General features: G+C 74.0%; 5 protein-coding genes. All 5 read left to right on the plus strand.

All coding sequences use genetic code 11. The annotated features are described in order from the left end of the window. Window positions 1–232 precede the first annotated feature (232 nt). The 5 genes from ACZ3IJ_RS35480 (at window position 233) to ACZ3IJ_RS35500 (ending at window position 15,618) form a co-directional block, all read left to right on the plus strand. Window positions 233–2,914, plus strand: a complete 2,682-nt coding sequence (locus ACZ3IJ_RS35480; protein WP_467475226.1) for an SDR family NAD(P)-dependent oxidoreductase — start codon at window positions 233–235, stop codon at window positions 2,912–2,914. Window positions 2,915–3,004: 90 nt separating this feature from the next. Beyond that, on the plus strand, window positions 3,005–10,408 hold the full coding sequence (locus ACZ3IJ_RS35485; protein ID WP_467475228.1) for a beta-ketoacyl synthase N-terminal-like domain-containing protein: 7,404 nt from the start codon (window positions 3,005–3,007) through the stop codon (window positions 10,406–10,408). Window positions 10,409–10,433: 25 nt separating this feature from the next. Continuing rightward, complete coding sequence (locus ACZ3IJ_RS35490) at window positions 10,434–12,056, plus strand: PfaD family polyunsaturated fatty acid/polyketide biosynthesis protein (protein ID WP_467475230.1); 1,623 nt, start codon at window positions 10,434–10,436, stop codon at window positions 12,054–12,056. Continuing rightward, entirely contained in the window at window positions 12,053–13,792 is a 1,740-nt protein-coding gene (locus ACZ3IJ_RS35495) for an acyl-CoA dehydrogenase family protein (RefSeq protein ID WP_467475232.1), read from the plus strand. Before ACZ3IJ_RS35490 ends, ACZ3IJ_RS35495 begins: the two co-directional genes overlap by 4 nt. Then, the gene (locus tag ACZ3IJ_RS35500; RefSeq protein ID WP_467475234.1) at window positions 13,792–15,618 is read left to right on the plus strand and encodes an acyl-CoA dehydrogenase family protein; all 1,827 of its coding nucleotides are present in this window, start codon (window positions 13,792–13,794) and stop codon (window positions 15,616–15,618) included. The genes ACZ3IJ_RS35495 and ACZ3IJ_RS35500 overlap by 1 nt, the downstream gene beginning before the upstream one ends. Window positions 15,619–15,647: the final 29 nt, after the last annotated feature.

Consider the following 15,647-nt stretch of genomic DNA (forward strand, 5'->3'; position numbering starts at 1 on the left):
TGATTCGATCAAGCGTGTCGAGATCATGGGGGTGATTCAGGAGCGGTTCGGTGTGGTGTCGTCGGCTGGTCCTGAGCAGCTCGCTGAGCTGCGGACTCTCGGTGACATCGTCGATTTCGTGGCGGGTTCGGCGGGTGCGTCTTCCGCGCCGGCTGTCGCTGCGGTCCCTGCTTCGGCTGCTGCTTCTGTTCCGGCTGTGTCCGCTGGTGTGGATGCGGGGACGGTGCGGTCGGTGTTGTTGGAGGTGGTGGCGCAGAAGACGGGTTATCCGGCGGAGATGCTGGAGCTCGACATGGGTGTGGAGTCGGATCTGGGGATTGATTCGATCAAGCGTGTCGAGATCATGGGGGTGATTCAGGAGCGGTTCGGTGTGGTGTCGTCGGCTGGTCCTGAGCAGCTCGCTGAGCTGCGGACCCTCGGTGACATCGTCGACTTCGTGGCCGGCCCGAGCGGCGGCACGGCGACCGAGGGCACGGCCGACGAGGCCACAGCGGCCGAGGCCGCTCCCGTCGCGCCCCTCGCCTCCGAGCCCGTCTCGCCCATCGGCCGCGCGCACGCCGCCCTCGTCACCCTCCCCGCCGCCGACCCGCTGCTCGACGACTCCTCCGCCGACCGCGGCGCCCTCGTCGTGGACGACGGCTCGGACCTGGCCGCGCGGATCGTCGAGCGGCTCACCGCCACCGGCCGTCCGGTGCACGTCCTGCGGCTCCCCGGAGTCCCCGCGCGCCTGTCCGGTGTGCACGACCACGCCCTGACGGGGTGGGGCACCACCGAGCTGGCCTCCGGCGTCGAGACCGTCTTCACCTCCCGGATCGGCCTCGTCGTCGACGTGACCGCCCGCACCGACGGCGACTGGAACGACGGCGTACGCAGGCTGGCGCACTCCCTCCTGCTGGCACGGCACGTCGTCCGCCCGCTGACCGACATGGCCGCGCACGGCCGTGCCGCGTTCCTCGCCGTGACCCGGCTCGACGGGGCGTTCGGTCTCACCGGGGTCGCCGAGGAGGCCGCCCCCGCCGGCGGTGTCGCGGGGCTCGTCAAGACGCTGGCCCTGGAGGCGCCCGAGCTGTTCTGCCGGTCCGTGGACCTCGCCCCCGGCATCGACCCGGCCGCCGCGGCCGCCCTGGTGCTCGACGAGGCCGCCGACTCGGCCGTGGAGCCCGTACAGGTCGCCCACGACGGCACCCGCAGGGTCGGGCTCGCGGTGTCCGGCGAGCCGCTCACGGCCGGCGACGCCGACGCCGCGCCCCTCACCGCCGACGACCTGCTGGTCGTCACCGGCGGCGCCCGGGGCATCACGGCGGACTGCGTCGCCGAACTGGCCCGGCGCCACCGGCCGCGGCTCCTGCTCCTCGGCCGGACCCCGCTCGACGACGAACCCGCCTGGGCGCAGGGCCTGCCCGAGGAGAACCTGAAGGCGGCGGCCGCCGCTTCGCTCACCGCCGCGGGCGAGAAGCCGACGCCCCGGCGCGTCGGCCAGCTCGCCGCCGCCGTCGCCGGCGCCCGGGAGATCCGCGCGACCCTCGACACGCTGCGGGCGGCCGGGAGCCGCGCCGAGTACCTGGCCGTCGACATCACGGACCAGGCCGCGACCGCGGCCGCCCTCGCCCCGTACAAGGACGAGGTCACGGGCGTGGTGCACGGCGCCGGAGTGCTCGCCGACCAGCTGATCGCGCAGAAGAAGGCCTCCGAGATCGAGCGGGTCTTCGCCCCCAAGCTGACCGGACTGCGCTCCGTCATGGCGGCCCTGGCCGGTACCGACCTGCGCCACGTGGTGCTCTTCTCCTCGGTCGCCGGATTCTTCGGCAACCAGGGGCAGTCGGACTACGCGATGGCCAACGAGGCGCTCAACGCCTGGGCCTCCTCCCGCCGTCGTGCGTTCCCGCGGACGCGGGTCACCTCGATCAACTGGGGTGCCTGGGACAGCGGCATGGTCTCCCCGCAGATCAGGAAGGTGTTCCAGGAGCGGGGCATCGCCCTGATCCCGGTCGCCGACGGCGCCCGGATGTTCGCCGACCAGTTCGCTCCCGAGCGCGCAGGCGACGTGGTGACCGTGCTCGGCCCGACCACCCCGCTCAGCTCCCGGGACCGCACCGGCGCGACCGCGGGCGGCACGGTGACCCGGGGTCTGGCGGACCTGGCCGGTTCCACGCTCGTCACCGACCACGTCATCGACGCGACACCGGTCCTCCCCGCGGTCGTGGCCATGGGATGGGCGCTCGGCGCGGTCGAACACGCCGACGGGCGACGGGCCGTACGCCTGCGTGACTTCGCCGTCCACCGCGGCATCGTCTTCGACGGCACCCAGCCCGCCGAGTGCCGGCTGGTCATGACGCCGGCCGACGGCGACGGCGGCGACGTCAAGGTCGCCGTCCAGTCGCTGGCCGACGGCGCCGTGCGCCCGCACTACGCGGCCACGGTCGTCGCGGGCGCGCTCCCGCCCGCCGCGCCGGTGACGGGCCTTCCCGCGCCGGGCACCGGCACCGAGGCCGCCGGGCTCTACACCGACGGCACGCTCTTCCACGGGCCGGCCCTGCGCGGTCTGCGCCGGATCCTCGCCGACTCCGAGTCCCGTCTGGTGCTGGAGTGCGAGGCCGTACGGACGGACACCGACAGCGGTTCGTCCGACTGGTTCGCGGCCGGCTCCGCGGACCTGCTGCTCCAGGCCGCGCTCGTCTGGGTGCGCCGGTTCCGCGGCACCGCCGGGCTGCCGCTCGCGGTGGGCGGGGTCGAACTGTACGGCCCGCTGACGGCCGGTGAGGTGTTCCTCGTCGTGGTGGAGCCGGTCGGCCAGGGCGGCCCCGACTCCCGGCTGGACATCACCGCCTGCACCTCCGACGGACAGGTCAGGGCCAGGTTCACGGCCGTCTCCGTCGTCTCGGCCCCGCAGTTGGCGGCCAAGTTCACGGGCTGACGGTAGCCGCACCGGAAGCAGTGAGCGGGCGGCGGCTTGCCGCCGCCCGCCCCACAGGATCTCCCGCTTGGGAAGGAACCTCACCCAGTTATGAGCAGATACGCGATCGTCGGCATCTCCTGCCTGTTCCCCGGAGCGCGAACGCCCGAAGAGTTCCGGCAGAACCTCCGCGGTGGCACGGACAGCCGTCGGGAAGGAGGCGTGGAGGTCTTCGGGACCGAACCGGACGAGCGTGACCTCGACCCCCGGCACGGCATCGTGTCCCGCCGTGGCGGGTTCGTCACCGGCTTCGAGTTCGACCCCACCGGCTACCGGATCGACCCCGACCGTCTCGCCGGCCTCGACCGGCTCTTCCACTGGTCGCTGTACGCCGCCAGGGAGGCCCTGCGGGACTGCGGCGCCGACGACCGGCCCGAACTGCTCGCCAGGACCGGCCTGGTCATGGGCAACTACTCGTTCCCCACCACGACATCGGCGAAGGTGAGCGTCCCGCTGGCGCAGGAGGCCGTCCTCGCCGGACTGCGCCGCTCCGGCGCACCCGAACTCGACTCCCTGCCCGGGGCGGTCCCGCTCGTCGACCGAGCCGGGATCGTGCCCGAGAACCTCCGGGTCAGCGGCTCGCCCGCCGCCGTCGCCGCCGGGGCGCTCGGACTCGGCGGGCCCCGTTACTGCCTGGACGCCGCCTGCTCCTCCGCCCTCTACGCGCTCAGCCTCGCCTGCGGTCATCTCGACTCCGGCCAGGCGGACCTGGTGCTCGCCGGTGCGGTGTGCGCGCCCGACCCGACGCTGATCCACCTGTCCTTCTCCGATCTGCACGCGTACCCGGAGAACGGGTTCAGCCAGCCCTTCGACGACCGCTCCGGCGGCATCGTCACCGGTCAGGGCGCGGGCATGGTCGCCGTCAAGCGGCTCGAGGACGCCGTACGCGACAACGACCGGGTGTACGCGGTCGTCGACGGCATCGGCCTCTCCAACGACGGTGCCGGACGCCACCCGCTGGTCCCCCGCAAGAGCGGACAGCTGGACGCCCTCGCGCGCGCGTACGCGGACGCCGGAGTGGACCCCGCGAGCGTCGACTACCTGGAGTGCCACGCCACCGGCACCCCGGTCGGGGACACCACGGAGGCGGAGTCGGTCGCCGAGTTCTTCGGCGCCCACGGTGACGTACCCCTGCTCGGGTCGGTGAAGGGCAACATCGGCCATCTGCTGACCGTCGGTGGTCTGAGCAGCCTCCTCAAGGTCGTCCTGGCCATGGAGGACGGCGTGATCCCGCCGACCATCGGGGTGGACCGGCCGGTCTCCTCGCCCGACGGGAAGGTCGGGGACGCGACGCTCGTCCGCACCGCCCGCCCCTGGCCGGATACTCCCGGGCCCCGCCGCGCCGCCGTCTCCGCCTTCGGCTTCGGCGGTACGAACGCGCACGTGGTGCTCTCGGAGGCCCGGACCGTCACGGATACGAGCCCCGGCACCGACCCCGCGCCCGCGGCCGAGACCGCGTCCGCCGCCGACCCCGCGCCCGCGGCCGAGACCGCGCCCGGCACCGACCCCGCGCCCGCCGCCGGCAGCCCCCGGCAGCCCGCCGGGCTGCCCGCGCTCGATGTCGTCGGCCTCGGCGCGCACTTCGGCTCGCTCGACTCGATGGACGCCTTCGAGCAGGCCGTGTACGAGGGCGCGCACGACCTGCGGCCGCTGCCCGAGCGGCGCTGGCGGGGCCTGGACCGTACCGACGGCGGAACGCTCGAGGCGGCCGGTCTCACCGGCCCGCCGCTCGGAGCGTTCGTCGACGGCGTCGAGGTCGACCCCGCCGACCTGCGCGTCCCCCCCGCCGACCTGCGGATCTACAACCCACAGCACGCGCTGATGACCAGGGTCGCCGACGAGGCGCTGCGCGACGCCGGCTACCGGCTCGACCCCCACAGCCGCGACACCCCCGAGGCCCGCCGCATCGCGGTCGTCGTCGTCACCGAGATCGAGCCGTACTCGCACGCCCGGCTGAGCCGGTACGGGCTCGGGACCTTCCTGCGCGGCGAGCTCGACAAGGCCGGGGTGAAGCTGACGCAGGAGCAGCGGGCCGCCCTCAACGAGGTCGCCCGGGACGCCGTCGTCGACCCCATCGGGGCCAACGAGGTGCTCAGCTACATCGGCAACGTGATGGCCGGCCGCATCTCCTCCCGCTGGAACCTCACCGGCCCCTCCTTCACGCTCTCCGCGGAGGGCGCCGGCACCGCCGAGGCGCTGGACGTCGCCCGGCTGCTGCTGCTCGACCCGGACCTGGAAGCCGTACTGATCGGCGGTGTCGACCTGGCGGGGGCCGCGGAGAACCTGCTGGTCCAGCCCGCTCCCGGCACCGAGCCGGGCCTCACCTTCAACGAGGGCTCCCGCGGCCGCCGTACCGGCGAGGGCGCCGGAGCCCTGGTCCTCACCCGCCCCGACGCCGCCCCCGGCCGCGTGCACGCCCGGATCGACGCGGTGGCCGTGCGCTACGCCGGGGCCGACGCCGGCTCCCTCACCCCCGTCTCCGGCCCCGCCCTCGCCGAGGCCGCGCGGGCGGCGCTCGACGCCGCCGGGATCGACGCCTCCGCCGTGGACTACCTGGAGGCCCACGCGGGCGGTACGGAGGCGGCCGACCGGACCGAGATCGCCGCCCTCGCCGAGGTGTACCCGGCGGGCGGCGCCACCGTTCTCGGCAGCGTCAAGGCCCAGATCGGCGACGCCGGCTGCGCGGCCGGGATCGCCGCCCTGATCAAGACGGTCGTCTGCCTCCGGCACGCCTATCTGCCCGGCACGCGGGGCTGGCGCCGCCCGGCCGACGACCTCGCCGAGTCCTTCGCCGCCTCCGCCTTCCAGGTGTCCGAGACCTCCTTCCCGTGGCTCCGGGAACGCCCGGACGGCCGCCGTCACGCGAGCGTCAGCATGCTCGGCGCGAGCGGCTCGCACGCCCATCTGGTGCTCTCCTCCGTGCCGTCCGCCGACCGGCCCCGCCCCACGGCCGACTGGTCGCGGGCCCGTGGCCCGCTCCTCCTGCCGCTCGCCGCCGACACCGTCGACGCCCTGGTCGCCGAGGTCCGCCGGCACGGCGCGCTGCTCGCGGACGGAGCCGATCCGTCCGCGCTCGCGCGCGAGGCGGCAGGCGGCCTCGACGGCCGGCGGCTGCGCGTCGTCCTCGTCGGCCGGGACCGGGAGGCGCTGATCCGTCAGACGGAGCTCGCGGCACGGGACCTGCCCGCCGCGCACGCGGCCGGAACGGACTGGAACACCCCCGCGGGATCGTTCTTCACCCCGCGCCCGATCGGGCCCGAGGGCCGCGTGGCGCTGGTGTACCCCGGGGCGTTCAACACCTACCCGGGCCTCGGCCGGGGCCTGTTCAGGACCTTCCCCGGCCTGCTCGACAGCTATGAGCGGCAGGCGGCCGAGCCCGCCCGCATGCTGCGTTCGGCCCAGCTCTACCCCCGTGGGACCGAGACCCCGGACCGCCGCGCGATGATGCGGCTGGAGGAACGTCTCGCCGACGACATCCCGTTCATGCTCGCCACCGGGACCAGCTTCGCGATCCTCTACACCGAGCTGATCCGCGAGATCCTCGGGATCACCGCGCACGGCGGCTTCGGCTACTGCCTCGGCGAGGCGAGCATGCTCTTCGCCACCGGGGGCTGGGACCCCGGCAGCCGCTCCGACGCGCTGATCACCGGGAGCCCCGTCTTCCAGGACCGGCTGTGCGGGCCCCGGCGTACCGTCCGCGAGCTGTGGAAGCTGCCCCCGGAGACGCCCGACGGGGACGTGTGGTCCACGCATGTGCTGCTCTCGCCCGCCGAGCCGGTCACCGAGGCGCTCACGCGCTACGACCGGGTCCACATCACCCACATCAACACGCCGAACGAGCTGGTGATCGGCGGGGACCCGGAGCAGTGCCGGGCGCTCATCCGCGAACTGGGCTGCCCCGCCGCCCGGTCGCCCGCCAACGTGGTCATGCACTGCCCGGTCGTGGACAGCGAGTTCGACGGCCTGGCCCGGCTGAACGACTACCCGACGGGCTCCTTCGGCGCCCTCGAACTCCTCAGCGCGTACGACTACGAGGTGCTGCCGGCCGAGCGGCTCGCCGACTCCCCGCAGCGCATCGCGCAGACCCTGCGCTCCACGATCGACTTCCCGCGCCTGGTGCGGGGGGCGTACGACCGCGGATACCGCTACTTCATCGAGGCGGGACCGGGGGCCACCTGCACCCGCTGGATCCGCGACACGCTGGGGGACGCGCCGCACGTGGCGGCCGCCGTCGACCGCCGGGGCGCGTCCCCGGCCACCAGTCTCGCGCACCTGGCGGCCCGGCTCGTCGGACACGGTCTGCCGGTCGACCTCACGGTCCTGTGGGGCGAGGAACCGGCCGTGGCACGCGGTTCGGCCGCGCCGCGGGCCCGCCGTCTTCCGCCCGTACGCGTCGGCGGCGGTGAGCCGATCCCGGACCGCGTCGCCCGCGAGGCCGCCAGGACCCTTTCCGCCGTGCGGTCCCGCCCGGCCGCCATCGACCCGCCCGCCCCGCCGGAGGTGCCCGCCGTCATGTCCGCCGCCCTGCCCGCCGCCATGCCCGCCGACCCCACGCTGGAGTCGCCGGAGGCCATCATGTTCGACGGCGGCCCGGTCACCGCCGTGACGTGGGCGGGTGCCGCTCCCGCGACCCCGGCACCGGCCGGCGTCGCCGTCCCGGCGCCCGCTCCGGCGCAGGCCCCCGCGCCTGTCCCGGCCGCCGCCGCTCCGACGGCGCCCGCGCCGGTGCCCACGGCCTCCGGCGGCACGCCGGCCGCCGATCTGGTGCGGGACCTGCGGCGGGAGATCGTCGCCGCGCACGGCGTCGTGATGGAGACCCACCGGGTACTCCAGGCCGCCACGCTCGACCGCACCGCCGCCCTCCTGGACACGCCCGCCACCGCCGCCGCGCCTCCCGCGCCGGTGGCCCCCGCCCTGCCCGCCGTCGCGGCGCCCGCGCCGCTCCCGCCCGTGCCCCTCCCGCCCGCGGCCGTGGGTGTCGCGGCGCCCGCGCCGGCGCCGGTCGCGCCCGCAGAGCCCGTCACTCCGGCCCCGGCCCCGGCTTCCGGGTCACGTGACCGCGGCGGTGTCGTCTTCGACGAGGCGGACCTGCTGGAGTTCGCGACCGGCTCGGTGGCGAAGGCCTTCGGCCGACCGGAGTTCGCCGAGATCGACGCCTTCCGGGCCCGCGTGCGGCTGCCCGCGCCGCCGTACCACTTCGTCACCCGCGTCACCGCGCTCGACGCGCGCCCCGGGGTCCTCGAACCGGCGCGTATCACGACCGAGTACGACGTCCCCGAGGACGCCTGGTACGCCGTCGACGGGGGTGTGCCGCCGGCGGTGACCGTCGAGGCCGGCCAGTGCGACCTGCTGCTCGTCAGCTTCCTCGGCATCGACTTCCGCAACAAGGGCGACCGCGTCTACCGGCTGCTCGACAGCTCGCTGATCTTCCACGGCGGCCTGCCCCGCACCGGACAGACGCTCCGTTACGACATCTCCATCGACCGCTTCGTCCACCAGGGCGACACCACGGTCTTCTTCTTCAGCTACCTCTGCTACGCCGACGGCGAGCTGATCCTCGAACTCAAGGACGGCTGCGCCGGCTTCTTCAGCAAGGCCGAACTCGACACCCCGCTCGGCATCGTCATGACCGACGCGGAGCGGGCCCGCCGTGCCGCGCTGCCCCGGGCCACCTTCAAGCCGCTGGCCCGCGCCCGCAAGGACCGGCTCGACGCCGCCGACCTGGAGCTCCTCGCCCAGGGCCGCCCCGGGGACGTCTTCGGCCCCGACCACGCCCAGGACCCGGGCCTCAACCCGGCGCTGCGCCTTCCCGACTCCATGCTCCGCATGATCGACGAGGTCACCGTCGACCGCACCGGCGGACCGCGCGGCCTCGGGAAGATCGGAGCCGTCAAGCACCTGGAGCCGGACGCCTGGTACTTCACCTGCCACTTCCCGGACGACCCGGTCCTCGCCGGATCGCTGATCGCGGAGGGCGCCGTCCAGCTCCTCCAGGTCTACCTCCTGCACCAGGGCATGCACCTGACGCTGCCCGACGCCCGGTTCCAGACCGTCACCGACCGCCAGATCGACGTCAAGGTGCGCGGCCAGGTCACCCCGCGCGACCGCGAGATCCGCTACGAGCTGGAGATCACCGAGCTGACCCTGCTGCCCCGGCCCACCGTGGTGGCCGACGTCCTGGTGTACCTGGGCGACAAGCCGGTCGTCCGGATGGAGAACCTCGGTCTGCAGATCGTGGAGAAGCCGGGCACGCCCTACCGCCCCGAGACCGGCGGCGTGCCGGCCTTCCTCGGCCGCCGCAACCGCTCCGGCGAACCGGCCATGATCAACGAACTGCACCTGGCGCACGCCGCCCAGGGGCTCCTCGACATGGCGATGGGCCCCGAGTTCGAGATCTACCGGGAGAGCCGCGCCCCGTACATCCCGAACGGCGACTTCCAGTTCGTCGACCGGGTCATGTCCCTGACCGGCACCCGCGGCGACCTGAGCCCCGGCTCGGAGATGGTCACGGAGTACGACTCCCCGGACGACGCCTGGTACTACCGGGAGAACTCCTCGCCGTACATGCCGAACTGCGTCTACATGGAGTCCTCCCTCCAGGCCGCGATCTTCCTCGGCTACTACCTGGGCGCGACCCTCACCCGTCCCGAGGAGCAGTACCGCATCCGGAACCTCGACGGCCGGGCCACCCTCGTCCGCGACGTCGACCTGCGCGGCAAGACGATCCGCCACCACTCCAGGCTGTTGAGCACCAGCGTCGTCTCCGGGGCCGTGCTGCAGAACTTCAGCTACGAACTGAGCGCGGACGGCGAGGTCTTCTACACGGGCGAGTCGCTCTTCGGCTACTTCAGCGACGCGGCCCTCGCCAACCAGGTGGGACTCGACAGCGGTACGTACCGGGAGCCCTGGATCGCTACCGAACGGCCCGCGGCCGAGCGGGTGCGCAGGATCGAACTCCCCGACGACGCACCGTCGTTCACCGACCCGACGGGCGGGGCGCTGCGCCTGCCGGCGGGCCGCTTCCACCTCGTGGACCGCGTCGACCTCGTCGAGGACGGCGGCCGTCACGGCGCCGGCTACCTCCACGGCCACCGGAGCATCCGCCCCGAGGAGTGGTACTTCGACCGGCACTTCCACCGCGACCCCGTCATGCCGGGCTCGCTCGGAGTCGAGGCCGTCCTCCAGGCGATGCGCCTCTTCGTGCAGGAGCGGAACCTCGCCGACGGCATGACCCGGCCCCGCTTCGCCATGGCGACCGGTGTCGAGATGGCGTGGAAGTACCGCGGCCAGATCCTGCGCGAGGACGACGAGCTCTTCTTCGACGTGCACATCAAGGAGGTGCGCAGGGAGGCCGACCGGCTGCTCGTGATCGCCGACGCCGACCTCTGGAAGACGCGCCTGCGCATCTACGAACTCACCGACGTGGCTATCGAAGTCCGTCCGGAAACGGACTGACCGCATGGACAGCCGAGGAGCCGAATTGTCCACGAGCACCGCACCACACACCCTCCGCTGGTACGGGGAGGGGTATCCGAGCCCTGATCCCGCGGGCATCCACCAGGCGCTCAGCCAGCTGGAGCAGCCCTGCTACGTCGTGTCGGGACCGCAGGGCATCGGCGCCGTCGCCGGGGGGACCGCGGTCGCCGGCGGTGACGGCCCCGCCGTGCTCGCCGCCGTCCCCGCCCTGTCGCCGCAGCGACTCGGCTCGGCGGAGTTCCGCGCCGCGCACGGGGTGCGGCACGCCTACATGGCCGGGGCGATGGCAGGCGGCATCGCCTCCGTCGAACTGGTCGTCGCGCTGGCCCGGCAGGGCTTCCTGGCCTCCTTCGGGGCCGCGGGCCTGCTGCCCGACGCCATCGCGCAGGCGCTGTCCCGGTTCCGTGAGGAGATCCCCGGCCTCCCGTACGCCGTGAACCTGATCCACAGCCCCAGCGAGCAGCGCCTGGAGCGCGACGCCGTCCAGCTCTTCCTGGACCACGGGGTGCGCTGCGTGGAGGCGTCCGCCTACATGGACCTGACCCCGCACCTGGTCCGCTACCGGCTGGCCGGACTGCGGACCGACGCGTCGGGGCGTGTGGTGGCGGAGAACCGGATCATCGCGAAGATCTCCCGCGGCGAGACCGCCGAGCGCTTCATGCGCCCGGCCCCCGCCGCCCTCGTGGAGAGCCTGGTCGCCGACGGACTCGTCACCGCCGAGCAGGCCCGCCTCGCCCATCTCGTGCCGCTCGCCGACGACATCACGGCGGAGGCCGACTCGGGCGGCCACACGGACCGGCGGCCGCTCCCGGCCCTCCTCCCGGTCATCCTGCGCAGCCGCGACACCATCCAGCGGGAGTACCGCTACGCCCGGCCCATCAGGGTCGGCGCCGCGGGCGGGCTCGGCACCCCGGTGGCCGTCGCCGGAGCCTTCGCCATGGGCGCCGCCTATGTCGTCACCGGCTCCGTCAACCAGTCGTGTGTGGAGTCCGGAACGTCCAAGGCGGCCCGCGAGGTCCTCGCCCAGGCGGACATCGCCGACTGCGTGATGGCCCCGGCCGCCGACATGTTCGAGATGGGGGTGGAGCTCCAGGTGCTGCGCCGGGGCTCGATGTTCCCGATGCGCGCCGGGCAGCTGTACCGGCTCTACCAGACGTACGACGGGATCGAGGCGCTGCCGGAGGTGGAGCGCCGCCGTCTGGAGACGCAGACCTTCCGGCGGCCGCTGGACGACGTCTGGCAGGAGTGCGTCGAGTACTTCAGCCGTCGCGACCCCGACCAGCTGAGCCGGGCCGCCGACAACCCCAGGCGCCGGATGGCCCTGGTCTTCCGGTGGTACCTCGGCATGTCCTCGCGCTGGGCCGTCTCGGGCCAGACCGAACGCAGCGCCGACTTCCAGATCTGGTGCGGCCCCGCGATGGGCAGCTTCAACTCCTGGGTGTCCGGCAGTTATCTGAACACTCCGGGGAACAGGACGGTCGCCGACGTGGCCCATCACCTCATGCGCGGCGCCGCGTACCACACGCGGACCGCCCAGCTGCGGGCGGCGGGGCTGACCCTGCCGTCCACCGCCGAGTACGTGCCCGTGCCCCTGGACACGGTGGGCCTGACGGGGGTGGCCTCATGAGCGGCCTGACGCCCGAGGCGGTCGAGGAGCTCCTCGGCGACCCCACGGACCCCGAGAACCCGTACGGGTTCGCCGCGGCCGTGGCGAGGGACGAGGAGGACGCCGCCCCCGACGACCTCTGCCGCAAGCTGGTATCGGCCGGCTTCCACCTGAACTACCTGCCCGAGGCCTGGGGCGGCGAGTTCCGTTCCTTCGACCGGAGCCTCACCCTGGTGCGCGCCGCGGCCCGCCGCGACGTGAACGTCATGCCGGGCACGATGTTCGGCATCATCGCCGCCACCTGCCTCCAGCTGCACGGCAACGAGGAGCAGCGGAGCCGGGCGGCGGAGATCCTGACTGGCGGCGGCACGGTGGCGTTCGCGCTCACCGAGGCCGGGCACGGCAGCGACATCCTCGCCAACGAGGTCCGCCTCGCGCCGGACGGGACCCTGCACGGCGAGAAGTGGATGGTCGGCAACGGCCTGGGCTGCGACGCCGTCTACGTGGTCGCCCGCACCGGCGAGCGGGGACCGGGCGCCTTCACCGCGTTCCTCCTCGACCTGGACCCCGAGCGGGGCGGCGAGGGCGCCGGCCTGGAGCGGCTCCCGGCCGCCCGGACCAACGGCATGCGCGGCATCGACACCGCCCGGCTCCGCTTCACCGGTCTCCCCGTCCCGGAGAGCGCCCGGGTCGGCCGCACCGGCGAGGGTCTGGAGATGGCCGTACGCGCCCAGCAGGCGGTCCGCGTGATGAGCATGGCGGGCAGCCTCGGCTGCGTGGACACCGCGGTGCGCCTCACGTTCGACTTCGCCGCAGGCCACCGGGTCGCGGGCACCCCGGTCCTGCGCACCCCGTACGCCCGCCGGGAGCTCGCGGCCACCTCGGCCGCGCTGATCGCCGCCGACGCGACGGCCCTGGCCGCCGCCCGGGGTGTGCATGCCGTCCCCGGCGCGTTCAGCGTGTGGGCGCTCGCCGCCAAGCACGTGGTGGCCGAGACGGCCGACGCCCTGCTGCGCCGCTGCGCCCGGCTCCTCGCCACCCGTTCCGTCCTGCGCGAGGGCCCGCCCGGGGCCGGCCTGTTCCAGAAGCTGCAGCGGGACAGCGCCGTGATCCGCGTCATCGACTCCGGCCCGATGGCCAACCTCCGTTCCTACGCAGGGCAGTTGCCAGGTCTCCTCGACGGAACCCGGACCGCTCCGGCCGGGATCCTCGACGGAGCCTTCCGGCTGGACGAGGAGCCCGCGCCGTACGACCCGGCCGGGCTCGACCTCGTCGTCCGCGGCGCCGATCCGGTCCTCGCCGAACTTCCCGCCTCGGTCAGGGAGTTCACGAGCGCTCCGGAGACGGCGGCCGACCCGTTCACCAGGGCCCGCGTCGTCCGGCTCGCCGAGGCCGTGGACGGGCTGCCGGCCCTGGCGTCGGCGGCCCGCGTGCGCGGCGCCGACCCGAACGCCCTGGTCGACCTCGCCGAGCGCCACGCCTGGCTGCACGGCGCGGCGGCCTGCCTCCACCTGTGGCGCGACAACCGGCACCTCTCGCTCTACGGGACCCCGCCGGGCTCCACCGGCTGGCTCGGCGCGGCCCTCGCCCATCTGCTCGCCCAGGCCGACGGCGCGGGTGTCCTGCGCCATGCCGAGGGCCTGTACCCCGCCCTGGACGCCGTCGAGGCGTTGTGGGAGGGGAACCGGATGCTGACCGCCCTGCCCGTCCGACTCGCCCCCACCACCGCACACCCGACACCGATGGAGGACGACTGATGTCCCAGGCCGAGTTGATCGAGCTCGCCGAGCGGCTCGAAACCTATCTGGGCGACCCGCACGACCCGGCGAGCCGGATGTCCTTCGCCACCGTGCTCGACCACGACGAGCGCGACGCCTTCCCGTACGCCCTGATCGGCATGCTGCGCCGCTGGGGCTTCCTCGACTACGGCCTGCCGGCCGAGCAGGGCGGCAAGGCGGGCAGCCCCGAGACCGGGTTCGTCCTCATGCGGCTCATCGCCCGCCGTGACGGCGCGACGGCCATCGCCGCCGGGCTCTCCCAGGCGGCCTTCGCGCCGGTGTGGATCGGCGGCACCGACGAGCAGAAGCGCCGCCAGATCGCGGACATCCACAACGGCGTCTCGCTCGCCTGGGGACTCTCCGAGGCCGCCCACGGGAGCGACCTTCTCGGCAACGAGGTCGTCGCCGAGAAGGTGCCGGGCGGCTACCGGCTCACCGGCGAGAAGTGGCCCATCGGCAACGCCACCTTCGCGGACCGGATGGTGGTCTTCGCTCGCACCGGCCCCCGCCGGGGCCCGGGCGACTTCTCCATCCTCGTCGTCGACAAGTGGACCGCCGAGCCCGAGACCGTCCGGGAGATGCCCCTGGTCAAGCTCCACGGCGTCCGCCCCCTGGACCTCAGCGGCCTGCGCTTCGACGGTGTCTTCGTCCCCGACGACCTCCTCATCGGGGCCGAGGGCCAGGGCCTGGAGATCGCGCTCAAGACCAGCCAGACCGCCCGTCTCGTCATCCTCAGCCTCGCCCTGTCCGCCGTGGACACCTCGCTGCGCACGGCCCTGGAGTTCGCCCAGGGGCGGGTGCTCTTCGACCGCCCGATCGTCGAGGTCCCGTACACCGGAACCCAGCTCGCCGAGTCCTTCGCCGACCTCATGGCGGCCGACGCCATGTGCATCGGCGCCGTCCGCAGCGTCCAGGCCTCCCCGAACCAGGTCAGCGTCTGGTCCTCCGCGGCCAAGTACCTGGTGCCCACCCTCCTCGAAGGGGCCCTGTCCCGGCTCAACGTGGTGCTCGGCGCCCGGGTGTTCCTCCGTGAGGACCCCCGCTACGGGATGCACCAGAAGATGCTCCGCGACATCCTCGTCACCAACATGGCCGACGGGAACACCGTGGTGAACCTGCGCAACATCGGCCACGAGCTGGACTCGCTCCTGAAGAAGGCGCGCACCGCGACCCCGGAGGAGCGGGAGGAGGCCGTCGGCCGGGCGGCCGTGCTCTTCGACATGGACGCCGAACTCCCGCACTACCGGCCGTGGGAGCAGGAACTGTCCAGCCGGGGACGCGACGACGCGATCCTGGCGTCGGCCGACGGCCTGGCGCGGCTGCGCGCCCTCGCGGACGCCGCCGCCGACAAGGACAAGGACCGGCTGCTGCTCGCCGCCGACATCGCCGGGGAACTCCTCGGCAGGCTCGGCCCGCTGGAGGAGCGCGCCGCCGGACTGCGACAGGAACTCGGCCGCGGATACGCCCAGTCGGCCGAACTCTTCGAGCTGGCCAAGGAGTACTGCGTCGTCCACGCGGCCGGCGCCTGTGTGCTGACGTACGTCCACTCGCAGAACTGCCTGGCCGACCCTCTCCCGAGCCCCGCGGTCCTCCTCCTCCAACTGGAGCGTCTGCGCAAGCAGTTCCACCCGTTCGAGCCCTACCGCGACCCGACCGCCGCCGACGAGGTCCTCGCCGTCCTCACCCGGCTGCACGCCGAGAACCGGCTCCTGTCGCACTGGCCGATCACCCTGGCCGGAGCGGCGGACCAGGCGTCGCACGCGGAGTCCACGGAGGGTGCGGCCCCGGAGGGGAGCCCCGCGTGAACCAAGGCCCGGACGGGCCCGTTCGCGAG

The sequence above is a fragment of the Streptomyces sp. NPDC013317 genome (assembly GCF_055563155.1).